Origin of the sequence: Kitasatospora sp. NPDC018619, from assembly GCF_044391605.1 — a bacterium.
Classification (GTDB): domain Bacteria; phylum Actinomycetota; class Actinomycetes; order Streptomycetales; family Streptomycetaceae; genus Kitasatospora.
On sequence record NZ_JBISAI010000033.1, the window covers coordinates 33,285 to 56,257 of the forward strand.

The 22,973-nt window shown below is 71.0% G+C and carries 24 protein-coding genes; 13 read left to right on the plus strand and 11 right to left on the minus strand.

From position 1 onward, the window contains the following. Positions 1-45 precede the first annotated feature (45 nt). Complete coding sequence (locus tag ACH5AR_RS32355; RefSeq protein WP_396305090.1) at positions 46-642, minus strand: ImmA/IrrE family metallo-endopeptidase; 597 nt, start codon at positions 640-642, stop codon at positions 46-48. Between the two features lie 3 nt (positions 643-645). Further along, positions 646-1,095 (minus strand): helix-turn-helix domain-containing protein, encoded by a 450-nt coding sequence (locus ACH5AR_RS32360; RefSeq protein ID WP_396305091.1) that lies wholly within the window; start codon positions 1,093-1,095, stop codon positions 646-648. A 122-nt stretch (positions 1,096-1,217) separates the two neighbouring features. On the opposite strand from ACH5AR_RS32360, the gene ACH5AR_RS32365 reads away from it, so the two are divergent. Genes ACH5AR_RS32365 through ACH5AR_RS32375 form a run of 3 tightly spaced genes read left to right on the plus strand, consistent with a single transcriptional unit; the run spans position 1,218 to position 3,231 of the window. Further along, the gene (locus ACH5AR_RS32365) at positions 1,218-1,496 is read left to right on the plus strand and encodes a multiubiquitin domain-containing protein (RefSeq protein WP_396305092.1); all 279 of its coding nucleotides are present in this window, start codon (positions 1,218-1,220) and stop codon (positions 1,494-1,496) included. After that, positions 1,493-1,879, plus strand: a complete 387-nt coding sequence (locus ACH5AR_RS32370) for a hypothetical protein (RefSeq protein WP_396305093.1) — start codon at positions 1,493-1,495, stop codon at positions 1,877-1,879. The genes ACH5AR_RS32365 and ACH5AR_RS32370 overlap by 4 nt, the downstream gene beginning before the upstream one ends. Further along, positions 1,876-3,231, plus strand: coding sequence for a ThiF family adenylyltransferase (locus ACH5AR_RS32375; RefSeq protein WP_396305094.1), 1,356 nt, complete (start codon positions 1,876-1,878; stop codon positions 3,229-3,231). Before ACH5AR_RS32370 ends, ACH5AR_RS32375 begins: the two co-directional genes overlap by 4 nt. Before the next feature lie 418 nt (positions 3,232-3,649). Here ACH5AR_RS32375 and ACH5AR_RS32380 read toward each other — a convergent pair whose 3' ends face one another. Both ACH5AR_RS32380 and ACH5AR_RS32385 read right to left on the minus strand, forming a co-directional pair. Continuing rightward, positions 3,650-3,772: a hypothetical protein gene (locus tag ACH5AR_RS32380; RefSeq protein ID WP_396305095.1), complete on the minus strand. Its 123-nt coding sequence runs from the start codon at positions 3,770-3,772 to the stop codon at positions 3,650-3,652. Positions 3,773-3,801: 29 nt separating this feature from the next. Beyond that, positions 3,802-4,812: a tyrosine-type recombinase/integrase gene (locus ACH5AR_RS32385; protein WP_396305096.1), complete on the minus strand. Its 1,011-nt coding sequence runs from the start codon at positions 4,810-4,812 to the stop codon at positions 3,802-3,804. On the opposite strand from ACH5AR_RS32385, the gene ACH5AR_RS32390 reads away from it, so the two are divergent. The 6 genes from ACH5AR_RS32390 (at position 4,766) to ACH5AR_RS32415 (ending at position 11,214) form a co-directional block, all read left to right on the plus strand. Beyond that, the gene (locus ACH5AR_RS32390; protein ID WP_396305097.1) at positions 4,766-5,578 is read left to right on the plus strand and encodes an XRE family transcriptional regulator; all 813 of its coding nucleotides are present in this window, start codon (positions 4,766-4,768) and stop codon (positions 5,576-5,578) included. The two genes, ACH5AR_RS32385 and ACH5AR_RS32390, sit on opposite strands and share 47 nt — an antisense overlap. Further along, positions 5,575-6,144, plus strand: coding sequence for a peptide deformylase (locus tag ACH5AR_RS32395; RefSeq protein WP_396305098.1), 570 nt, complete (start codon positions 5,575-5,577; stop codon positions 6,142-6,144). The genes ACH5AR_RS32390 and ACH5AR_RS32395 overlap by 4 nt, the downstream gene beginning before the upstream one ends. Before the next feature lie 444 nt (positions 6,145-6,588). Continuing rightward, on the plus strand, positions 6,589-6,978 hold the full coding sequence (locus ACH5AR_RS32400) for a HEPN domain-containing protein (RefSeq protein ID WP_396305099.1): 390 nt from the start codon (positions 6,589-6,591) through the stop codon (positions 6,976-6,978). Beyond that, the gene (locus ACH5AR_RS32405) at positions 6,975-9,593 is read left to right on the plus strand and encodes a tyrosine-protein kinase family protein (protein WP_396305100.1); all 2,619 of its coding nucleotides are present in this window, start codon (positions 6,975-6,977) and stop codon (positions 9,591-9,593) included. Before ACH5AR_RS32400 ends, ACH5AR_RS32405 begins: the two co-directional genes overlap by 4 nt. A gap of 807 nt (positions 9,594-10,400) precedes the next feature. Beyond that, a complete protein-coding gene (locus tag ACH5AR_RS32410) occupies positions 10,401-10,682 on the plus strand; it encodes a hypothetical protein (protein ID WP_396305101.1) in 282 nt (93 codons plus the stop codon). A 295-nt stretch (positions 10,683-10,977) separates the two neighbouring features. Then, positions 10,978-11,214 (plus strand): hypothetical protein, encoded by a 237-nt coding sequence (locus tag ACH5AR_RS32415; protein ID WP_396305102.1) that lies wholly within the window; start codon positions 10,978-10,980, stop codon positions 11,212-11,214. Between the two features lie 53 nt (positions 11,215-11,267). Here ACH5AR_RS32415 and ACH5AR_RS32420 read toward each other — a convergent pair whose 3' ends face one another. Further along, positions 11,268-12,821 carry an MFS transporter gene (locus ACH5AR_RS32420; RefSeq protein WP_396305121.1) on the minus strand — a complete coding sequence of 518 codons (1,554 nt, stop codon included), beginning with the start codon at positions 12,819-12,821 and terminating at the stop codon, positions 11,268-11,270. A gap of 267 nt (positions 12,822-13,088) precedes the next feature. On the opposite strand from ACH5AR_RS32420, the gene ACH5AR_RS32425 reads away from it, so the two are divergent. Further along, on the plus strand, positions 13,089-14,081 hold the full coding sequence (locus ACH5AR_RS32425; protein ID WP_396305103.1) for an Lrp/AsnC family transcriptional regulator: 993 nt from the start codon (positions 13,089-13,091) through the stop codon (positions 14,079-14,081). 79 nt (positions 14,082-14,160) lie between these two features. Next, a complete protein-coding gene (locus ACH5AR_RS32430) occupies positions 14,161-14,562 on the plus strand; it encodes a VOC family protein (protein WP_396305104.1) in 402 nt (133 codons plus the stop codon). A 7-nt stretch (positions 14,563-14,569) separates the two neighbouring features. Here ACH5AR_RS32430 and ACH5AR_RS32435 read toward each other — a convergent pair whose 3' ends face one another. Continuing rightward, positions 14,570-15,283, minus strand: a complete 714-nt coding sequence (locus ACH5AR_RS32435; protein WP_396305105.1) for a helix-turn-helix domain-containing protein — start codon at positions 15,281-15,283, stop codon at positions 14,570-14,572. A 166-nt stretch (positions 15,284-15,449) separates the two neighbouring features. Beyond that, positions 15,450-17,015, minus strand: coding sequence for an MFS transporter (locus tag ACH5AR_RS32440; protein ID WP_396305106.1), 1,566 nt, complete (start codon positions 17,013-17,015; stop codon positions 15,450-15,452). A gap of 277 nt (positions 17,016-17,292) precedes the next feature. On the opposite strand from ACH5AR_RS32440, the gene ACH5AR_RS32445 reads away from it, so the two are divergent. After that, the gene (locus tag ACH5AR_RS32445) at positions 17,293-18,057 is read left to right on the plus strand and encodes a TetR/AcrR family transcriptional regulator C-terminal domain-containing protein (RefSeq protein WP_396305107.1); all 765 of its coding nucleotides are present in this window, start codon (positions 17,293-17,295) and stop codon (positions 18,055-18,057) included. 119 nt (positions 18,058-18,176) lie between these two features. Here the strand turns inward: ACH5AR_RS32445 and ACH5AR_RS32450 are convergent, their stop codons facing one another. Further along, the gene (locus ACH5AR_RS32450) at positions 18,177-18,980 is read right to left on the minus strand and encodes an isocitrate lyase/phosphoenolpyruvate mutase family protein (RefSeq protein ID WP_396305108.1); all 804 of its coding nucleotides are present in this window, start codon (positions 18,978-18,980) and stop codon (positions 18,177-18,179) included. Continuing rightward, a complete protein-coding gene (locus tag ACH5AR_RS32455; protein ID WP_396305109.1) occupies positions 18,977-20,383 on the minus strand; it encodes a hypothetical protein in 1,407 nt (468 codons plus the stop codon). Before ACH5AR_RS32455 ends, ACH5AR_RS32450 begins: the two co-directional genes overlap by 4 nt. Positions 20,384-20,558: 175 nt before the next feature. On the opposite strand from ACH5AR_RS32455, the gene ACH5AR_RS32460 reads away from it, so the two are divergent. Beyond that, positions 20,559-21,398: an ArsR/SmtB family transcription factor gene (locus ACH5AR_RS32460; protein ID WP_396305110.1), complete on the plus strand. Its 840-nt coding sequence runs from the start codon at positions 20,559-20,561 to the stop codon at positions 21,396-21,398. A gap of 52 nt (positions 21,399-21,450) precedes the next feature. On the opposite strand, the gene ACH5AR_RS32465 is transcribed toward ACH5AR_RS32460, so the two are convergent. Both ACH5AR_RS32465 and ACH5AR_RS32470 read right to left on the minus strand, forming a co-directional pair. Then, positions 21,451-21,960 (minus strand): DinB family protein, encoded by a 510-nt coding sequence (locus ACH5AR_RS32465; protein ID WP_396305111.1) that lies wholly within the window; start codon positions 21,958-21,960, stop codon positions 21,451-21,453. A 60-nt stretch (positions 21,961-22,020) separates the two neighbouring features. Continuing rightward, positions 22,021-22,818 carry a VOC family protein gene (locus tag ACH5AR_RS32470; RefSeq protein WP_396305112.1) on the minus strand — a complete coding sequence of 266 codons (798 nt, stop codon included), beginning with the start codon at positions 22,816-22,818 and terminating at the stop codon, positions 22,021-22,023. Positions 22,819-22,973: the final 155 nt, after the last annotated feature.

Consider the following 22,973-nt stretch of genomic DNA (forward strand, 5'->3'; position numbering starts at 1 on the left):
GTCTCAGTTCCGATTTTTGGACCCCCGTGGCCGAGCCGCCGCCTGCTACCCCGCTCCGGAGCGGCGTTGCTTGGCCCGGGCACGGGACACGATCGTCCGCGCACCGGACGCGTTCATGCGCATACGCGCGAACTCGATGCTCACATCGAACCGCGTCGCCACCTGCTCGTCGGTCCAGTCCCTGAAGGCCACCTCGATGGCAGCCTTCATAGGAACCAGAAGTTCGCCCGACAGCGCGAGGGCCTGCGCCTCCTGCGTCTTCACGACCGGGTCCAGGTTCCGGCACCCCCCGTCGGTGAACACGACACTGCTGAACTCGTGCTCCAGCAGTAGGTGTGCCATCTCGTGCGCGACGTTCGACCGGCGACGCTGCGCATTGTGCGAGCTGTTCTCAACGATGAAGCGCGCTGTACCTACCGGAACTAGAGCCGCAGACCAGGTGCCCGCGCGCTCGCTGGCAAAGTACTCCAGAGTCTCCGCCGGGCAACCCGAGTCGCCGAGCTCGCTCAGCGGGTAGACCGGGATGCCGTACTCATCCGCGAGGCGAGCAAGATCGATGGGCTGATGAAGCCCGACCTGGATGCGGGCCCGCTCTTCCAGAGCCAGGTCTTCCAGCGCCTTCTTCGTCCATCGCTGCCCCACGCCTCACCTCGAACCGGACTCTCGGTCGGCGGCAAACCGACGCACGGCCGCCCCGATCAGCTCTTCCAAGTGCTTCACATCTGCCTCGCCCAAGTCGGAGCGAGCTCGCAGTAGCGGGGCAAGCTGCACAAGAAGCTCAGGTTGTTCGGGGACTTCACCCGGTCGGACGCCCTCGTCCACCATGAAGCTCTCGGCCGGCTCGCCGAGCCAGCTCACCAGCGCGGCAAACGCGTCCACGTCCGGACGGTTGCCATTGGCCAACCGCGTCATGGTCGACGGGCTGACGCCCACCTGAACAGCCAGCTGCCTCCACGAAAGGTCCCTCGACGCCCTTGCGGCGTCCAGCGCCGCGTAGAGGGCGGCCACGTTCACCTTCGTCCGGGCCATCGCCCTCCTCCTCGGTCTCTGTTCCCCTACCTCCTTTCTATCAGTGTTTGACATCTCAAACACCACGGCTTACCTTGATCCTCGAGAGATGTTCGATATCTCAAACAGTTACGCCATCTCGACACGTCCATGCCGGGTGCCCGAGCAGTCCCAGGAACAACACCATCAAGATCGGAAAGAGGTGCCCGATGGAAACCCCCATCGACACGACCACCAAGACGGACCCCCACCAGCACGTCAGGGTCACCGTGAAGGTCAACAACCAGGACGTAACGCTGCCGGACCGCGAGGTGACCGGCCTGGAGATCAAGCAGGCCGCGCTCTCGCAGGGCCTGCCGATCGACGTGGGCTTCCAGCTCTCGGTCAAGCGCAGCCATGGCCGGTACGAGGTCGTGGACGACGATGAGCCGATCCGCGTCCACACCCACCAGGAGTTCCTCGCCGTACCGCCGGACGACAACTCGTGACCTCCCCGACTCCGGCAATCGCCGAAGCCGTCGAGGCCGTCCGCGCCCAGTTCGCCGGTCATCCGGTCGAGGTGGTCCCGGACGGCTCCGGCGGGGTCTACGTCATCGTGGAGGGGGTCGAGATCGGAGCGGCCTACGTGCCGTCGACGACCTGGCTGGGCTTCCAGATCAGCGCGGCGTACCCGGACGCCGATGTCTACCCGCACTACGTCGGTCCGCTCGCCCGCACGGACGGAGGAGGCCACGGGCAGGCCATCCAGTCGGTCACGTGGCGGGACAGGCCGGCCCTGCAGATCTCGAGGCGCTCGAACCGCCGCGACCCGAACATCGACAGCGCCGCACTCAAGGCCGAGAGGATCCGCCAGTGGCTCGCCGACCAGTGAACCCGCCCGCCACGGGTTGGAGCCTCACCATTCCGCCCAAGATCTGGGACCGTCTGTCGGATCACGTCCTTGGGTCCGCCGCCCGCGGCGCTGTCCTTCTCGCCGGCCGCGCCGACGGGCCGCGCGGACCCCGGCTACTCGCCCGCGAGCTGATCCTCGCCGACGAGGGCACGGACTACGTCCCCGGCGAGTTCGGCCACCGGGCTCTCGCCCCGACCTTCGTCCGCGACGCGGTGATCAGGGCCCGGGACGAGGGGCTGGCGTACATCGCTGTTCACGCCCACCTCGGACGCGACCACGTGGGCTTCTCCGAGATCGACCTGGCCAGCCACGAGCGCGGCTACCCAAGCCTCGGCCAGATCAGCGGCCAGGTGGTCGGAGCACTCGTACTCACCGACCAAGCCGCAGCCGGAAATCTCTGGCTGCCTGACGGCCGCCGGGAAGAGCTAGCAGAGACGATCGTCCCGACCGGGAACCTGCTGCGGCTGCGCTCCCAACCGGCAGCGGAAGAGTGCCCGGATTCCCTGCACGACCGCCAGGCACGCCTCCTCGGCGACCTGGGCCAGGAGACGCTTCGTCGGTTGCGCGTGGCCGTCGTGGGGCTCGGCGGTGTCGGCAGCATCCTCGTCGAGGAACTCGCCCGGCTGGGCGTGGGTGAGCTCGTACTGATCGACGACGAGGCCGCCGAGAAAACGAACCTTCCCCGGCTCGTGGCTTCTGAGCTCGGGGACATCGGCCGGCTCAAGACCGAGCTCGCCGCGCGCAACGCCCGGCGCGCCAACCCGGACGTCCGCCTGACCGAGATCGCCCAGCGTGTGGAGCGTCCGGAGTCGCTCGAAGAGCTCGTTCGCTGCGACTGGATCTTCCTGGCCGCCGACGGTGACGCTGCCCGCCATTGGGTAAACGCCGCCGTTCAGCAGTACCTCGTCCCGGCCACCCAGGTCGGAGTCAAGGTTCCGCTGACCCCTCAGGGGGAGGTGGGACAGATCCACACCGCCACTCGCCTCGTGCTGCCCGGCTCGGGATGCCTGTGGTGCAACCGGCTCGTCGATCCGACCCGCTTGGCCATCGACATGCACCCCACCGAGGAACGCGAGGCAGCGCAGTACATTCCCGGGGTCCCCGCACCGAGCGTAATTACCCTGAACACGCTCGCGGCCGCGGAGGCGGTCAACCACTTCGTACTCTCGGTGGCCGGCCTCCACGACGAGGAGGGTGACCACGCCTCGGTCATCCACCGACCTCGAACGCGCCAGCGCGATCTTCAGAATCCTCGTCAGGATCCGAGCTGTCGCTGGTGCACATCGAGCGGGCAGCTCGGGCTCGGACGGCGGGGAAGCACGCCGTTCTGAGCAACAGCACGATCGAGTTCTACTGGTTGGGCCACTCGGAGGCGTTCCAGCAGTTCGGGAACGCCTCCGACCCGTTGGTAGGGCGCACCAGCCGGGCGCAGGGGAGGTGCTCTCACTGGAGAGCACGGTCTCGGCGTCGGCGAGATCCCGGTAACAGGCGGAGCGGCCACCGGGGGCGGCGTAGGCACAGGCCCGGCGCGGTGTGCATGGGCGAGATCAAGACGGAGTTCGCCGTCTCGGGGCCGACCATCACTCGCGATGGCATCGGCCGCCACCACGGCACCTGGCGGGACGCCACTCTCGTTGAACGTCGCAGCCCCAGCGTCGGCTGACCGGGACGCCGCCGTCACTCGCGCCGAGGGCCCGACTGCGATGCGGTCGGGCCCTCGGGCATCAGGCGATCTGAGCCGACGCTCGCTCAGGCCGCGTCTTCGTCGGGCTCGTCTGGGCCAGATCCGACGTCGCCCCACAGAGCCGCGCCGATCTTCTTGCCGACATCGTTGAGCATGGGCGCGGTGACGTGCTGGTAGCGCTGGGCCATCGAGGTCGAGGACTAGCCCATGATCGCCATCACGATCCGCTCCGGCACGCCGAGCAGGAGGAGGACGGTCGAGGCGGTGTGGGGGCGTCGTGGAGGCGGCCGTCACGGATGCCGGCCTCGCGCAGGAGCCGCTTCCAGCGGTAGTAGTCGGTACTGGGGTTGAGCGGCTCGCCGGTCTCCGAGGTGAAAACGTAGCCCTTGTCCGTCCAGAGGTCGCGGGCGAGGGCCCGCTCGCGGTCCTGCTCCTCCTTGTGCTGCCGGAGGATCACGACGAGCTGCTCGGGCAGCGGCACCGCGCGTCGCCCGGCCCGGGACTTGGTGTCCTTGGTCTCGCGCCGGATCGGCTCCTTCTGCGGGCAGAAGCCGGGCTTGCGCCCGCAGCGGTCGCCGCAACCGTGCCGGTACTTGGGCCGCAGCCGGCCGCGCTTGACCCAGGCGACGCCTCGGGCGAAGTCGACGTCCTTCCACTGGAGCCCGAGCACCTCGCCCTGACGCAGGCCGAGGGCGAGCGCGAAGATCCAGCGGGCGGAGTTGCGGCGCTTGCGCGCCGTGTCCATGAGCGCCTGGACCTCCTCGATCTCGAACGGCTCGACCTCCGCCTCTTCGAGCTTCGGGGCCTTGGCGATCGTGGCCACGTTGCGGGTGAGGTGGTCGCGCCGCAGGGCCTCACCGAGGGCGACACGGATGGTGCGGTGGGCCTGGTGGGCGGTACCGGCGGCGCTGCCAGCGGCCTGCATCTTCTTGTAGAAGCGCTCCAGGTGCTCGGGCTCCAGCTTCTCCAGGCGGTGCGCGCCGACGCCGGGGACGAGGTGCACGCGGACAGCGACCTCGTATCCGGCGTACGTGTTCTCGCTGACGGTGCCCGGGACGATCTCGGTGATCCAGTGGGTCAGCCACTTGCCGACCGTCCACTTCTGGCCGGCCTTGGGCACGGTGCCGTTGTCGCGCAGCTTCTCCAGCTTGCGGACCTTGGCCGTGACCTCGGGCCGAGTCTTGAAGCCGACCGAGGACTTCGGTCGCCGCGCCGAGGAGATCCTCAACGCGGGCAAGGCCATCTGGAAGCGCTGGCTGGAGTACGAGGCCGCCAAGTCCCGCACGGCGCCGTCCCTGGCCCCACCGGCACCGCGGCGGCCCGAGCAGCCGTACGCGACGGGCTTGGCGATCGTCGTGGCGCACGACGGCGCGCGTCTGGACTTCGACGGCTGCCAGTACCGGCTGACGATGCGCCGGCTGCTGCGAAATACCGGCAGCGAGCCGATCACCCGTTACTTGATCCGCATCAGCGTCGACCGCTACCCCGGCGAGCCCGAACGCTCCAACGCCCACTACCGCGAACACCCGCTGACCTGGGACGAGCTTGCACTGACCGCGACATGCCGCGGGGAGCCGATGAACTGGCAGGCCAAGCACGACCGGGACGCGTTCAAGGAAGTGTGGCTGCTGTTCGAGAACGAGCAGGGCCGCTTCCCGCTCTACCCGGGCGAGGAGGTCTGGATCGAGTACGCCTACTCGGTTGGCGAGGAGAAATGGGGCCGCTGGTTCCAGCGCGCGGTCCGCCTGCCCACCGAGCACCTGGAAGTCGAACTCGCCTTCCCAGCCGACCTCGACCCAGCGGTGTGGGGCATGGAGACGTCCATGACGGCCGAGGCGGCGCCGCTGCGGACCGCACCTATCCGGCGAGAGGAGGAGGGGATGCGCGTCTTCTCCTGGAGCGCGTCCACGCCGACCCTCCACGCCCGGTACCGTCTGGAATGGCGGTTCGGGGCCCGACCCGAACGCGACACGACCCAAGGGGAGTTCAGGTGATCCAGGTGCGGCCCAGCGAGCAGATGCGCGACCTCGGCGTCGTCCAGGAGGGCGCGCCCATCCTCGCCGAGTCCGCCCGACCGTTCGACCTTCCGACCGAGCGCGAGGCCGCCGAGCAGGTCATCGAGAAGCTGTTCACCGCGATGGAGCGCATCGGCCAAGTCCACCCTTTCGCCAAGGGCATGGGTATCGCCGCACCGCAGATCGGCATCGGCCGCGCCGCTGCCATCGTCCAGCCTGCTGCCCCGGACGCTCCGGCGATCGTCCTGCTGAACCCGCGGATCACCGACCTCTCCGACGAGACGGACGAGCAGTTCGAGGGCTGCCTGTCGTTCTTCAACGTTCGCGGCTTGGTCCCCCGGCCACTGCAGATCACCGTGGAGACCACCACCCTGGACGGCCAGGTGGCCACCACCACCTACGAACGCGGACTCGCCCGCCTGATCCACCACGAGATCGATCACCTCGACGGCCTGCTCTACACCGCACGCATGGCCGCCGGCGTCGAGCCCATCCCCGTCGAACAGTACCGGCAGACCGGCCAAGCGTGGTCCTACGGGCGGTGAGCGCCAGCACAGCTCGCGCTGAGCGCTTATGGTCAGTGATGCCAGCTGGTCGCCTACGCCCCCTGCGAGAGGGCGACGCGCACACGCCGCTGGGCAACCGGGCACAGGACGTTTCGCTCGATGTCAACGAACAGCCGCGGTGTGCCGCGTGTCGTCCAACCGGCCGTCCCGGAACCTGGAGCCCTCCAGGAGGCGCTTCCAGGTGTCGTAGTCGGTGCTGGGCTCAGCGGCCCACCAAAGGGCGAGGTGAAGACGTACCCGCTCTCGCGCCACTTGGGACCGGCACAGGCGCGTTCCCGCTCCTGCTCCTCGCGGTGCAGCTCCAGGAGGCGGATAGGTTCGTCGGGCAGCCGATGACGCGGCGGCTGGCGCGGGACTGTGTGTTGGCCGTCTCCCCGTTCCGCGTGAGGGATAGACTGCCAAGATCACAGTAGGGGGCCAGACTTGCTAGATGATGCAGCGCGCGCGAGACAGCGAGAGTCGAAGCTTCTGCGCGAACACGGATTCATGTGCGGCGCTGTCTATCTATCGGGGTACGTGGTTGAGTGCAAACTCAAGGCTTTGCTCCAGAAGAGTGGCAAGTCCTTCCCTCGCTCGGGGGCAGAGGGCCATAATCTGCGGGGCCTTTGGGATGCGGCCGGGCTGCGCAGCCAAGACCTCTCCGGCCACAAGCGGGAGTTTCTGGATCTCTGGACGACGAGTCTTAGGTACAATGCGGCGCTGCCAGAAGGAAGCTCGGCTGAAGATCTGCTGCGCGGGGCGCAGGAACTCGCGTCAATGGTGACTCGCAGAATTAGGTATGCTCGGCCTGGAAATAGAGGAGTGCGGCGATGAGCGGCGACAATGAGCAGATTCAGGACATTCGCCGGAGGATCGTCGAGAATCTAGAGAATTCAGGCATGGTCGAGCCGCGAGTTCACATCGCCGCAGATGGCCGTGGGGCTTTTCTCGTACGCGTGGTTCACCCGGAGCTGGAAGAATTGACAGAGGTTGAGCGGCAGGAACTCGCACTTGCTGGCGCCAAAGACAAGATCTCTCTCGCCGAATTGATCTCGCCGAGCGAAGAAGCGTGGTATGGCCCACCATTTAACGAGCATGTTGAACAACTGCCACTTTGGCCAGAAATTCTCTCCAGCCCCCATAGTGACGAAGAACTCACGTTTGCAACTGATCTCGACCAAGATATCTCGCTCCCGACGGTCGTCACCTTCTATTCCCTGAAGGGCGGCGTAGGGCGAACCACTGCACTCGCATCAGTAGCGCGCATCTTGGCTGAGCGCGGACGGAGCGTTCTGTGCGTGGACATGGACCTGGAAGCCCCCGGACTTTCCACACTCCTTGGCTGTGAAGAGCCAGGAGAAGACCAGGGAGTACTTCCGCTTCTCCTCTCCATCGAGCGAGGGGAAGGAGTCGAGATTCGGGACCACGTACAACGCGTCAGCGAAGGGCAGGAACTCTATTGCCTTCCCGCTGGCCGACTTGGAAGTGATTACGCGGAGCGCTTGCGGCTGCTCGATCCGGAGATTTGGTACAGGGAATCAGACAATCCGCTGCACCAGCTCCTTGATCTGGCGAAGTCGTCATCGCTCGCCCCGGAGTTGATTCTTCTCGACTCGCGCACCGGCATCTCCCCTGTCGCAGCCCCACTGCTGTTCGATGTTTCGGATCTTGCAGTGATCTGCTTCTTCCCTCACCCTCAGGCTCAAAGGGGCACTGAACTCCTGGTGAGATCTTTGCTGTCGGCCAAGTCCCGAAGGTCTACATCCGACTTGCGTCTCACACCGGAGCCCAGGTTCCTGGTTTCTCCCGTGCCTCCGGGGCCCTCGGCCGAAACAGTGCGAGATCGAGCGATCGGCTGGATTGATGAGTGGATTGCGGATGCGCAAACACGCAGGCCGGCGGGCTTCGATGCACTGCGAGCAGACGAAATCACTCATGTCATTGGCTACTCGCCTGAGACGGCCTTCCGCGACAAGGTCCCCGTCGGTGGAGGGAGCCTGGATGCCTACAAGCCAGTCGCGGACTGGATGGAACTGCTACTGCCCCAAGCGGAAATGTTGTCAGTTTCGGGAAGGCAGCACAAGCGGGATGTCCTCGCGGAACTCGATTTTTCAACGGGAACCGCAGAGAACCAGGAGAGCCTTCTTTCTGACTTCGTTCACACGCGAGTAGTCCAGCAAGCAATGGATTCCAAATTCCCGCTTGTCGTGGGCAGAAAGGGCACTGGGAAAACTGCTGTCTTTCGCTGGCTGATGGAGAAGCATGCGGAAGGGGAGGAGCCAATCCCAGTATTCTCTCCGCACGCCTTTAGGCGGAACCTCAAGTGGAGCCTCGGCGCAGAAGCATTGGCAAACGTCGAGGAATCTTTCGCTGGCAAGCCGGCTTGGACCACATTCTGGCCCTGCTATACAGCGTTGGCTGCCTATTTCACACTGCCGGAGGAGCAGCGCGTAAGCCCTCCCGAAAGGTTGGGGCTCACTACTGACTTGCTCGGCGGTGTTTACGACGAACTTTCCACGCTCGACGTTGTCATCCAAATGACCCAGGCTCAAATGGCCGGGGTCCTTGCCTCTCGATGGCTCAGAGACATCAATGATCAAGTCACTCGAAAGCACATGCTGCTCTTCGACGGCCTTGACACTGGCTTCGGGAACGACGCAGAGAGTCGCAAGAGGCGGACGCGTGCCGTGTCTGGCTTGATGACCTACTTGACCGAGACTGAGGGCCAAATGCCACGGCTTCCGTTCAAGGTCATGTTGCGCTTCGACATCTGGCAGGATCTGCGTTTCGAGAACAAGAGTCATCTTTATGGCCGTTCCGTGCAGCTCATGTGGCGCGATCCGAACGACTACTTCAAAACGGTCCTCAAGCAGGCTGCGAGGAGCGCTGCCTTTCGGCAAATGCTTGAGGAAGTCCGAGCGGGAGAGAAGGTGGACGACTGGGGGGATGAGGAAGTTAGGCGGGCCTGGAATCTCCTTGTCGGAGAGCGCATGAAGGGTGGCAAGACTGCCTTCACGCGAAACTGGGTCTGGAATCGCCTGGCTGACGGGCAGGGTGACCACGGTCCCCGATCCCTTTCTCAGCTCTTCCACGAAGCCGTCCAGTGGGAGCGACGTGAGGAGGCGCGCAGCAGTTACGACCGCAGCATCATGCGCCCTCGTGCGCTCGTGCCCAGCTTGGACAAGATCAGCGAAGAAGCGCTGCAAGCTCTGCAAGAGGAATTCCCCGAACTCGAAAGCCTCATTGAGACGCTGCGCAGCTTGCGTCGAACCCCGATTGATGCGGCAGACATCGCCGCGAACGATGAGACGGCGCTCAGTCGAATCGATCTCGCGTTGGAAGTTGGGCTACTCGCCATCCATGAGGGAACTCATGATGACGTGCGGCGCTATCGAGTTCCAGATCTCTACCGTCTGGCACTTGGGCTCACACGACGTGGGCAGGCGTAGCGCGTTAATGGTTGATTGACGGCTCAGGCCGATCCGGCCCGCTGGTACGTCATGATGCGTCGCCGAGGCTGTCGGATCGGCATGTCGCAAGGTGTCCCTGATGTCCCCGTTGATGCTCTGAGCTGGGAAGACACTGAGGGATGCGGTGACATCCAGGACGGGGCACGGGCCAGTCTCTGTTTGACCACTTGTTTTTGATCAATGTGGTCAAGCAGGGACCTCCCTTGCCGGACGCCTCTCCTGACTCGGTGCCCTGGCGACACTCCGAGGGGCCGACGACACACCGTGGCCGATGTCGAGGGGATGGGCTCCGACCACCGGATCCTGGTCGGTACGGTCAGAGTGGTCTGAGCAGCACCACCCGGCTGGCCCGGTCGGCGCCTCAATGGTGAGGCCCGCACGTCTCCGGGGCCTGCCGGGCTCGGTTGAGGAGCGGCAGTTGCCTGGCGGTGGTCTCAGTTCGGGTCTCATTCACCCCAGTCCAGCACTGTTCGCCACCGAGCTGTCGGGCCACTCAGCCGCAGGTCAGGGCCCCTACGGGCGTCCCCGGACGGCCGGACGAACATCTGGAAAGCGTGTTGGGGGCAACCCCTCACGAGTTCGAATCTCGTATCCTCCGCCTTCACGAAGGCCCGGACCGTCTCGACGGCCCGGGCCTTCGTCGTTTCGTGATGGGGTGCGGACCGACGTCGACCGGGCGACGGGAGCACCTCCCGGCCGGCGTGGTCTCTGCGGTCCGAGCGGCCGCACGGTCCGTACTCGACGGGGAGGGACGCGGAAGTGCACGAGGATGTGACCCTCGCGCGAGTGGTGCAGACCTCCGGGGGTTGGCCGTCGCAGTGGGATGCCTGGACGACCACGGGTCAGTACCTGTACCTGCGGTACCGGCACGGCGAGGGGACCGTCGAGCAGCACCCGAGCGAGGACGTCGATACCCGGGACGGCGAGGAGTCGCGGCTCCGGGCCAGCTGGGACGAAGGGACCGGCGGCGGCCGGACCGACCTCGCCGGCTTCCTCGCCTCGGCCGGCCTGCGGCTGGCCCCGGACGCCGAGGTCCACACCACACCGCCGATCGACCCGAAGGCCTGAGAGCGATGGTCACGCACCCCAGCGGCGACTACGCGATCACCGCGTTGTACTCCCTGGCTGACGACGCCTGGTACCTCGAACTGGACCTCGTCCGGGAGCAACGGGCCGTGGTGACCGCGGTCGTCCCCGACGAGGACCCGGCGCGCGAGCCGACGGTGTGCTTCGATCCCCAAGGACAGCACCTGGACATCCCGTACGAGGTCATGCGCTGGTTCATGGACCGGGTCGCGGACGAGATCCGGACGTCCCGCGCCTGGATGCGGCTGCGGCCCGAACTGGTGCGGTCGTCCACGGCTTGCGCCGGGAGTACCGGGGCGCCATCGACGACGCCGACTTTCCCGGCGTCCTCGCGGAGCTGCGCGCCGCCGTCCCCGAGGCCGATCTCCCCGCCGTTCTCGCGGCCGCGTTCGGGCTGCACCCCGTTGGCACGCCGGTGGAAGGCGTGCAGGCGCTGCGGCCCGTCGCTGCGGGGGCGGGGGGAAGCGATCGCCGTCCCGCCGCCCCCGCGTCCGAGGTCAGTGGCTCGTACTGAACCGGGGCGAGCCCCACCGCGCAGGAGCTGCGGCGCACGTGGTCAGGAAGGCGTCACGGCGTGCGGGCCGGCCGGCGGTCGGTGGTGCGGTCGATGGTGCGGTCGGCGGGGGACGGAGCGGATGCGGGGCGGGCGGCGGGCGCGGCGGGGCGCAGGAGGAGGGCGCAGGCGAGGGCGGCCAGGAGGGTGAGCGAGGCGGACACCAGGAGGCAGAGCCGCAGGCCGTCGAGGAAGGAGCTGCCGAGCGCGGCGAGGGCCTGGTCGGTGGCCGCGCCGAGATCGAGTCCGGCGACGGCGGCCAGCCCGTGGTCGCGGGCGGCGTCGAGGACGCGGCCGCCGGTTTCCGCCGGCACGCCGGCGTCCGCCAGGCGGCCGGGCAGAGCGTCGAGGGCGCGGGTGGTGAGCAGGGTGCCCAGGACGGCGGGGCCGAGGGCGCCGCCGACCTGGCGGAAGGCGTTGTTGCCGGCCGCCGCCATGCCGGCCAGGTGGTGCGGGACGGAGGAGACGGCGGAGGCCGTCATCGGGGTGAGGACGGCACCCAGGCCCAGGCCGAGCAGGACCAGTCGCCAGGCGAGCGAGCCGTACGGGGTGTGGGCGTCGATGCCGGTGAGCGACAGCAGCGAGCCGGACGTCAGCACCAGCCCGGCGGTGATCATGACGCGGGCGGACACCCGGTGCATCAGCCGTCCGACGGGGACGCTGGCCACGAGGGACGTTCCGGCCATCAGGACCATCCGCAGACCGGCCTGGAGCGTGGTCAGGTGCTGCACCATGCCGAAGTACAGGCTCAGTACGAAGAAGAAACCGATCAGCCCGAGGAAGCTGATCATCGCGACCAGGGCGGTGGCCGTGAACGCCGGGCTGCGGAACAGGGCGAGGTCGAGCATCGGGCTCGCGCTGCGGCGCTCCACGGCGACGAACGCGATCGCGCTGAGCACGCCCAGCACCAGGGCCACGACCACGGCGGGCTCGCCGAAGCCGTTCGCGCCGCCCTCGATGACCCCGTAGACCACCGCCGTGACGGCGACGGCCGCGCTGATCTGGCCCGGCCAGTCGAGCCGGCGGCCGTGCGGTGCGCGCGAGTCGGGCAGCAGGGAGACCGAGACGACCAGCACGACCAGGGACACCGGGACGGGCAGGAGGAAGATCCACCGCCATGCGACGTGCTCCAGCAGCGCACCGGCGATCAGCGGGCCCACGGCGAGCGAGGCCAGCAGGGACATCGCCCACAGCCCGATGTACCTGCCGCGCTCACGGTGGTCGGGGACGGCGTGGCTGATCAGGGCCAGCGTGGTGGGCAGCAGCGCCGCCGCACCCAGTCCGGAGACCGCCTGCCCGGCCCACACCTGCCGCACCGAGTCCGCCGTCAGGCAGACCGCGGCCCCCAGCGCGCAGAAGGCCATGCCCGCCTGGAACACCCGCTTGCGGCCGTGGACGTCGCCCCACACCCCGGTGGTCAGGATCAGCGCGGCCATCGGGAGCACGAACGCGTCCGGCACCCAGGCCAGTTGGGACGTCGAGGCGCCCAGTGCCCGTTGGATCGCCGGCAGGCTCACCGAGACGGTGGTCACGGGCAGGTAGGCGACGAAGACTCCCAGGCAGGCCATGACGAGCGTGGCGGCCCGTCCGGCCCTGGGGCCCTGCGTCGTGGCGGTCGTTGCGGAGTTCACGGGAGCTGTCCTTCGACTGCGGGGTGCCTCGCCGGCACCGGCTGCTGACCGGGCGCCGCCGTCCGGCACGCGCCCCGCTCCGGGGCCGGGCGCACCGGCGGAGCCGCCGACCAGCTTCGGCCCCCCGTACGGCGATCCCCCAAGCGATCCCGGCCGGTGTCACGGAACCCTCGGTGCGCCGGGCGGACGTGTGATGATTCCGCCATGCCGGACGATTTGGACCACAGGATCATCCACGGACTCCACTGCGCGCCCCGGGTGTCCTTCCGCCGCCTCAGCGAGGTCGTCGGGGCGTCCGAGCAGACCGTGGCGCGCCGCTACAACGCGCTGCGCCGCGACGGGGTCCTCCGCGTCGTCGGGCTGAGCAACCCGGCGGCGGACGGCCGGGCGGAGTGGGTCGCGCGGCTGCGCTGCCGCCCCGACGCCGTGGGGCCCCTCGCCGACTCGCTCGCCCGCAGGCCCGAGGTCGCCTACGCGGGCCTCGCCTCGGGCGGATCGGAGATCATCTGCGTGATCCGGTCGCCCGCCGGCACGGCCCGCGACGACGTCCTCCTGCGCCGGCTCCCCAAGGCCGCCTCCGTCCTCGACCTGAGCCTCGACCTCCTCGTCCACGCCTTCGGCTCGCCCGGCACCGGCGGCTGGACCGGCCGGGAGGGCTCGCTCACCGACGACCAGGTACGGCGGCTGACCGAGGGCCGCCCCACCCCCACCGGCCGCCCGCTCCCCCCGCCCGACGAGGACCGGCCCCTCCTCGAAGCCCTGGCGGAGGACGGACGCGCCTCCCACACCCGCCTGGCGGAGGCCACCGGCTGGTCCTCACCCCGCGTCGCCCGCCGGCTGGAGGCCCTCGAAGCCGCCGGCTCCCTCGTCTACGACGTCGACACGCTGCCCGAGCGCCTCGGCTACGAACTCAACGCCACCCTCTGGCTGCAGGTCGCCCTGCCCCGGCTCCAGCAGGTCGGCGAGGAGCTCAGCAGCCACGCCGAGTGCGCGTTCGCCGCGGCCACCAGCGGCAAGCACAACATCATGGCCATCGTCATCTGCAAGGACACCCCGGACTTCTACCGCTACCTCAGCAGCCGCGTCGCCCGCGTCGAGGGCGTCATCGGCTACGAGATCAGCGTCCGCGTCGGCCGCCTCAAGCAGGCCGCCTCTCTCATCCACCGCGGCAGGCTCGTCCACCCCTCCCTCGCCTGAGCACCGGGCCGGAATGTCGTCGGTGGGGGTGTCCGATTCGTTCAAGACCGGGCGGGCGGGGGTGGTTAGCGTGGCGGGCATGGAGAGCACTGGTGTACCGCGGTTCGCGTTCGTCGGGTTGGTGGTTGCGGATGTGGCCGCCTCGGTGGGGTTCTACCGGCGGTTGGGGGTGGGGTTCCCGGAGGGGGCCGAGGGGGAGGCGCACGTCGAGGGCGGGGTGCCGGGCGGACCGCTGCTGGTGCTCGACTCCGAGGACACCGTCCGGTCGTTCCATCCCGCGTGGCGGCCGCCGAGCGGCGGTGCGCGCAGTGCGTTGGCGTTCCGCTGCGGGAGCCCGGCGGAGGTGGACGCGCTGTACGCGGAGCTGACCGGAGCCGGGTACCACGGGGAGTTGGAGCCGTGGGACGCCTTCTGGGGGCAGCGGTACGCCGTGGTGCACGACCCGGACGGCAACGGGGTGGATCTGCTCGCCCCGCTGTAGCGGAGGACTACGGGCGCAGCAGCGCGGTGACGGGCATCCCGGCCAGCTCGCGGACGTCGCGGGCCAGGTGCGCCTGGTCCGCGTAGCCGGTCCGGGCCGCCGTCTCGGCCAGCGGGGTGCCGGCGCGGGCGAGGGCCAGGGCGCGCTGCATGCGCAGGATCCGGGCGAGGGTCTTGGGGCCGTAGCCGAAGGCGGCGAGCGAGCGGCGGTGGAGCCGGCGCGCTCCGAGGCCGGCCGCCGCGGCCGTCTCGGCGACGGAGCGGCCGGCGGCGAGCGAGGCGACCACGGTGCGGATCACGGGGTCTTCCGGCGGTGCCCCGGCGGCCAGGCGCAGGGCCAGGGCCTCCAGGGCGGCGGCCCGGTCGGGGGCCGCGTCGATGCGTTCGGTGAGCCGACGGACCTCGGCGGCGGGCCGCAGGTCGGCCAACTCGACTCGGCGGTCCAGCAGTTCGTGGGCGGGGACGCCGAGCAGGCCGGGGGCGGTGCCGGGGCGGAAGCGTACGCCGACCCACGGGCCGTACCGCTCCGGCCCGGGGTGGAAGGCACGGGTGTCCGGCCCGGCGACCAGCAGCCGCCCTTCCGTCCACAGCAGGTCCATGCAGCCGTCGGGCAGGACGGGCCCGGCCTGCGCCGCGCCCGTCCGCCCGAGGGGCTGCTTCGTCCAGACGACCGCGCCGGGCAGTCGGGACGCGCGCTCCAGGTACGGGGAGGACGGGGCCATGACGCGAGGCTAACGCGCCACGGGGCGCCCGCGCGCACGGCCAAGGCCCCGGCCGCGTGGAGCGACCGGGGCCGACGGAGGGAGAGGACCGGGCAGGACGGCGGAGCGGGCAGGACGGGCAGGACGGCGGAGGGGGCAGGACGGGCAGGGGCAGGGCGGGCGGGGCTCAGGCGACCGGCTCGGCCCCCGCCGTCGTCGGGGCCTCGGCCGACGGGGTGGCGGTCTTCCGGGCGTCGCGCATCAGCACCAGGGTGAGCGCCGCGGCGGCGAGGACGGCGATGCCGCCCACCGTGAAGGTGGTGGAGGTGGCGGTGCTGAACGCCTCCCGCGCGGCCGCGACCAGGCCGCTGTCCCCGGTGGAGCCGGCCACGGCGAGGGCGCCGGTCATGTCGTGGCGGGCGGCGGCGGGGGCGGCGGCGGGCATCGCGCCGGTGAAGGTGCTGGAGAGCACGGTGCCGAGGATGGCCACGCCGAGCGCCGCGCCGGACTGCTGGATGGTGTCGTTGAGCGCCGAGCCGACGCCGGCGTGCTCGGCCGGGATGGCGCTCATCAGCGCGTTGGCGGCGGCCGGCATGCCGAGGCCGGAGCCGACGCCGAGCACCAGCATGGCCAGGGCGACCTTGGTGAAGCCGTCGCCGACCGAGAGGGTGGCCAGCAGCGCGAAGCCGCCCGCGATGATCAGCATGCCGGTCGAGGTGAGCACCCGCGCCGGGACCTTCTTGCCGAGCGCCGCGCCCAACCCGTTGAACACCAGGGAGGCGATGGCCAGCGGGATGAAGGCGAGGCCGGTGTCGGTGGGCGAGAACTCCAGTACGAACTGGAGGTGCTGGGTCAGGACCAGCATCAGGCCGCCGGTGGCGAAGGTCAGCAGGACGAGCGAGAAGCTGGCGCCGGTGAAGACCCGGTTGCGGAACAGCTTGAGCGGGACCATCGGCGAGTCGGTACGGACCTGCCGGACGGCGAAGCCGACCAGCGCGGCCACCGCGAGGAGGAGCGCGCCGAGGGTGCCGGCACTGGTGAAGCCGTCCCGGGGCAGCACGATGATCGCCCAGACCAGCGCCGTCATGCCGATCATCGAGAGCGCCATGCCCGGCAGGTCGGGGCGGCGCCACGGGCCCTTGGACTCGGGCATCAGCACCACCGCGGCGATGACGGCCACCACCGCGATCGGCACGTTGAGCAGGAAGACCGCGCCCCACCAGAAGTGCGCGATCAGCGCGCCGCCCAGCACCGGACCGCCGACCAGACCGATCATGGCCACCGCCGTCCAGGCCGCGATCGCCTTCGGGCGCTCCTCGTCGTCGAAGACGGTGATCAGGATGGAGAGCGTGCTCGGCATGACCAGCGCCCCGCCGACGCCCATCAGGACGCGGCCGGCAATGAGCTCACCGGGACTGGAGGCGTACGCCGCGACCAGTGAGGCCGCGCCGAACAGCACGAGCCCGATGATCATCACCTTCCGTCGCCCGAAGCGGTCGGAGAGGCTGCCCGAGGTGAGCAGCAGGCCGGCGAAGACCAGGATGTACGAGTCGATGATCCACTGGATGTCCTGAGCCCCGGCCTTGAGGTCCTCCGCGATCGGCGGGATGGAGACCGTGAGCACCATGTTGTCGATCACCAGCACCAGGCTGCTGAGGCAGAGCACGACCAGGATGAGCCAGCGCTGCGGATGACGCGCCACCGCTTTTCCCCCTTGTGAGACGTCGAGCTTCGAGCGCAGGACATCGGACATCGGACGTGAGACATCGGACGTCGAGCACCGAGCTTCGGATCGGGCGCGGGTTTCGGCCGCGCGGAAGTCGTCGCGGGCACACCGCTCTCCGTCCCCAGGGGGTACGGTGTGCGCCGCTCCGAACACTGTACGGACACCGCACACCGTTCGCAACGCCGTACGCCGTTCGATCTCCGCACGCCGTTCGCCTGGCCGTACACTGTTCGTAGCAGCCCGTGGCGAGCTGCTCGGGACCGGACCGGACGACCGGCTCCGGACGACTGGTGAGGAGGGCCCGATGGCGGCCAAGTCAGAGGACGGACCGACCCTGGGCATCCCGATGCCCTGGAACCGCCCCCAGCGGCGACGCGAACAACCCGCCCTCAGCCGCGAGCAGATCGTCGCCGAGGCCTTCGCGCTGCTGGACTCCGACGGCATCGAGGCGCTGAGCATGCGCAAGCTCGCCGCTCGGCTGAACGCCGGTGCCACCTCGCTCTACACCCACGTCGCCAACAAGGACGAACTGCTCGCGCTGCTCGTCGACCAGGTCTTCGGCACCCTGCCGCTGCCCGACGCCGAGGGCTCCGAGGACCCGAAGGTCTGGCGCGCGGCGGTCCTGGAGTGCGCCGAGAGCATGCGCGCGGCCGTCGTCCGCCACCCGTGGATGGTCTCGGTGATCGGCGACGTCGGGATGATCTACCTCGGGCCCAACTGGATGCGGCTCTCCGAATCCCTGCTGGCCGTCCTTGACACGGCCGGGTTCGAAATCAGCGAGGCGAACGACGCGATGAGCGCGGTCATGGGCTACACCATCGGGACCGCCTGCGTGGAGGCCTCCTGGCTGAGCGCGCTGGCCCGCAGCGGCCAGGACGAGCAGGAGTGGATGAACCAGCTCCTGCCCGCCGTCACCGAGGCCACCAAGTCCTTCCCGCGACTGCACCGGCTGTACACCAGCGAGGTCTCGGCCGAGGTCGCCGCCGGCCGGGACAGCAGCTTCACCCGGGGCGTCAATGTCATCCTGGACGGGATCGAGGCCGCCCTGGCGGCCGGCGGACGGCGCTGACGGCGCTGACGGCACGGGGCGCAGCGCACGCCGGGCGCGCGGGGCACGCGGGGTACGGCGCGCGCGGAGCACGCGGGGCACGCGGGACACGGCGCACGCGGGAGAGCCGGAAGCGCCCCTCAACTCCCGCTGAGCGCCCGCACCTGCGCGTACCCCGGCACCGGGCCGACCGGCTCGCCCGCGGCGACGGCCGCCGCCGTGGCCACCGCCGCCGCCAGGGCCGCGCGGTACAGCAGCGAGCCGAGGCTGACCCGGGCCACCCCGAGCGCGGCCAGCTCGGCGAGGCCCGGGCCGGTCGGTGTCCAGAGGACGTTGAGCGGGACGGCGAGCCCGGCGACCAGCCGTCCGATGGCCGCCGGATCGGCCAGCCCGGGGACGAACACGCCGTCCGCGCCCGCCTCCTGGTAGGAGTCCAGGCGCCGGAGCGTCTCCGGCCCGGGGGCGCCCTGCCCGGGGGCGCCCTGCCCCGGGGCTTCCTGGCCGCACCAGTAGGTGTCGGTACGGGCGTTGACGAACAGCTCCGGCGCGGCCGCCTTCACCGCGGCGATCTTGGCGGCGTGACGGTCGGACGGGCTCAGCGTGCCGTCCGCCCGGCCGTCCTCCAGGTTGAGGCCGACCGCCCCGGCCTCGGCCAGCTCCACGGCCAGGGCGGCGACTTCGTCCGGATCGTCACTGAAGCCCGACTCGACGTCGACGCTGAGCCAGAAGCCCTCGCGCCCGAGCCGGTGCGCCAGCCGTACGGTCTCCGCACGGGTGGCGGCGGCACCGTCGGGCAGGCCCGCGGCGGCGGCCACGCCCAGGCTGGTGGTCCCGATCGCGGCGTAACCCTGGGCGGCGAGGGCGACGGCCGAGGCGTGGTCCCAGGCGTTGGGGAGCAGCAGCGGACGGCCGGGGCGGTGGTGCAGGGCGGTGAAGGGGGTCATCGGGTCGTCTCCACCGGTTCGTCGGTACGGCTGCCCGCCGCGTCTTCGGCCGTGGCCGGGCGCCCGACCGAGTCCGCGTAGTAGTACCCGGCTTCGGCCACGTGGCAGACGATCTGCCGGAAGCTCCAGCCCGTCCCCGGCGAGTCGTCCAGTTGGGCGTCCGACAGCGCGGCGACCCGCCGGGACCAGATCCCGGCCAGCCGGGTCAGCCGGCTGCGGGCCTCGTCCAGGTCGGCGGTGGTGAACGGCGCCAGGTCGGCCGGGGTGGTGGCCCGGGAGCCGTGCCAGTGGTCGGGTTCGGTCGGCTCGCCGGCCAGGCGCGCCTCCAACTCGGCCAGGTGGTCGAGGAGATGGTCGGCGATGCGGCGAACCGCCTTGTGTGGGGCGTAGGTCCGGCCGTCGCCGTTGACGACCGGGCGGCCGTCCCAGGCCGTCCAGCCGGCCGCCTGGTCGAGTACGTGACCGACCATCTCCGGTACCAGAGCCGCGAGTTCGTCCTTGCCGCGGTCGAGCGCGGGCGGGGCCGAGGCCTCCCCGGTGTCCGCCGGATCCGAGGCGCCGTACAGGATCCCCTCGGCGATCACCAGGGCCTGCGCACGGCCCGGGCAGCTCCGGGGCGCGGCACCGAAGGTGAGCGCGACGCCCTCCGGCGCGCCGGCCTGGGCGGCCGCGACATCGAGCAGGACCGGCGTCCCGGCCGGCACCGCGACGCCGCCGATCCCGGTCCCCCGGACGGCGAGCCGGCGCATCGTCCGGACCGGCGGGTCCGACCGCAGCACTCCGGCCAGGCCGTCCGGGTGCCGACGGGCGCCCTCGACCAGCGCGGCGGTGGCGTCGCAGGCCTGGACGAGCAGGCCGATCCGGTTCGCGGCCGTCTCCTCGTCCGGGTCCCCCATCGCGGGCAGCAGCCGGGCCACGGCCGCGTCCGCCGCCGGGCCGTCCGCGGCGTCCACCGCGTCCATCGCGTCCACCGCCTCCGCCGCGCCCACCGCGTCCACCGCCTCCGCCGTCTTCGTCGCCGGGTCGTCCGGCCCGGCGGCGAAGTACGCCCGGGACACCGCCGCGATGTCGCGTGCCACCGCCTCCGGGTCGGCGAGGCCCAGCCCGGCCGCGAGCACCCGGACCACCCGCAGCCGGGTGTCGGGCTCGAAACCGGCGGCAGCGGCCACCCGCAGCTGGTCCGGATCCAACCGTTCCAGGTCGGCCAGCACCAGAGCCCGCCGCCGGGCGTGCGGTTCGCCGGAGCCGAACCGGGCGACGGCGGACCGCAGCCAGGCCACCGTGCCGGGGGGCGCACCGGGCTGCGCGGGCAGCGGGACCAGTGCCGGGTCGGCCAGGGCCGCCGTCACGTCGTCGTACCGGGAGAAGGTCATGGGGCCGGAGGCCACGGGGGTTTCGCTCATGCCGCCATCGTGGCCCCGGGTCGTTTCGGCGCCGACCGAACCGTGCCGGGGCGAGCCTGGAGGCATGCCCCCGGTTCCGTCCCCCCACGCGGCCCCGCCGCTGCGACCGCTCCGGCCGTGCACGCGGCCCCTCCCCGCGCGCCCGCCCGCACCCCCGTGCCCCGACCATGGAGGCATGACACTCGCCGCCCTCGCCGCCCTGCTCGCGGACCCGACCCGCGCCGCCGTCTGCACCGCGCTGCTCGACGGACGCGCCTGGACGGCCGGCGAGCTGGCCCGGCACGCACGCGTCGCCCCGTCCACGGCCAGCGAGCACCTGTCCCGACTGATCGCGGGCGGGCTGCTGGCGGAGGAGCGGCAGGGCCGGCACCGGTACGTCCGGCTGGCCTCGCCCGCGGTGGCTGCCCTGATCGAGGACCTCACCGCCTTCGCCGGGTCCGGCCCGAGCGCCGAGTCCGGCGCCGATGCCGCGTCCCGGTCCGGCGAGGGAGCCCGCTCCGACGAAGTCTCCGGCACAGGCGTCGGCGCAGGCGCAGGCGCCGACGCCCGCTCCGGCGCAGCCACCCGCTCCGGTGAAGGCTCCGGCGCTACTCGCGCGCCCCGCAACCTGGCCGAGGCCACCCGGCGGAGCGCCGAGGCCCGCGCCCGCACCTGCTACGACCACCTGGCCGGGCGCCTCGGCGTGGCCGTCTCGGACGCCCTGTTCGCCCGCGGCCTGGTCACCGACGAGGGCGGGCTGGCCGTCACCGCGTACGGCCGGGACTGGCTGGCCGAGCAGGCGATCGGCCTGCCGCCGCGCGGCGGGCACCGGAGCGGGCGCCCGCTGGTGCGGACCTGCCTGGACTGGACGGAGCGCCGCCACCACCTGGGCGGAGCACTGGGCGCCGCACTCTGCCGGGCCGCCCTGGACCGAGCCTGGGTGGAGCGGATCGGCTCGGGCCGGGCCCTGCGGATCACCCCGGACGGCGGCCGGGCGCTGCGCGAACTCCTCGGCGTGGAGCTGCCCGAGCGCTGAACGGCGGCCCCGCGCCGCCGGAGCCCAGGCCCCGCCGGAACCCGCCCGCCGCTCAGCCCATCGACTTCGCCCCGTCCAGCGACTCCCGGATGATGTCCGCGTGCCCGGCGTGCTGGGCGGTCTCGGCGATCACGTGCAGCAGCACCCGCCGCGCCGACCAGGCCGTGCCCGGCGGGAACCAGGGCGCGGCGGGCAGCTCGTGGGCGAGGTCGAGGTCGGGCAGGGTCAGGACCAGCTCGTCCGTCTCGCGCGCCACCCGCTCGTACTCGGCGAGCAACCCGGCCAGGGTGTCGCCCTGCGCCATCCGGAACTGGGCCGCCCAGGTCTCCGCGTTGCCGGGGCCGTGCTCCCCCTCCCGGCCCCGCATCGCCTCCGCGCCGCCGGTGATGAACCGCACCCAGCGCGCCTCGACCGCCGCCACGTGCTTGATCAGACCGCCGAGGGACAGCTCGCTGGCCGTGGTGCGCTCGGCCGCCTGCGCGTCGGAGAGGTCCCGGACGGTGCGCCGCAGCAGGCCGCGGTGCTTGTCCAGGGTCTCGACCAGTTCCTCGCGCTCACCCATCGTCCGCTCCCGCCCGTCGCTGCTCGCCCGCCCCGGTGGGCGTACCCCGCCGCCGGGCCCTCACTCGTCCACCGTCGTCGGTTGCTCGCCGACCGTCCGCCCGAGGTCAATCAGCCCGAAGGCCGCGCCCTGCGGGTCGCCGACCGCCGCGAACCGGCCGAACGGGCTGTCCACCGGCCCGACGTACACCGTGCCGCCGCGCGCCGTCAGCCGTCCGATCGCGGCGTCGACGTCGTCCACCGCGAAGTAGACGCTGATGTACGAGGGCGCCCCGGGCGGCAGGAAGTCGCCCTCCGCTCCCATCCGGCCCAGCACCGGCCGGTCGCCGACCTGGAACAGCCGGTAGTCGAAGTCCCCGCCCGCCATCTTCTTCACGCCGTACGGGAAGACCGCCGGGAAGAACGCGTCCGCCGTCGCGGGCTCGCGGGTCACCAGCTCGGCCCAGCTGTACGCGCCGGGCTCGCCCTGCTTCTCGAAGCCCTCGTGCCGCCCGGCCTGCCAGACGCCGAACGTCACGCCGGCCGGGTCCTTGGCGATCACCATCGTGCCGAAGTCGCCGACCTGGAGCGGCCCCATGACCACCTCGCCGCCGTTGGCACGGATCCGCGCCGCGGTGGCGGCGGCGTCCGGCGAGGCCAGGTACAGGCACCAGGCGGACTGGCCCTCGGCACCGGGCATCGGCGGCACGACCGCGGCGACCGCCCTGCCGTCCGAGTACGCCTGGGTGTAGTTGCCGAACTCCGACGAGCTCTCGCCGAACGTCCAGCCCAGCACGTCGCCGTAGAAGGCCTTCGCGCCTTCCAGGTCGGTGAACATCGCGTCGGCCCAACAGGGTGTGCCCTCAGGAAGCGCAGCCATCTCTCTGCCCTCGTGCTCTCTCTGGCCCCGTGCTCTTCGCTCTTCGGCCCCGGGTCCGGCGGAGCGCGCGCGTCGGGCGGGCGCACACCGGCCCCCGGTTCGCCAGCCTAGTCACGACGCGACGCGGCCGCACGGGCTGGCCCCGCGCGGCCGCG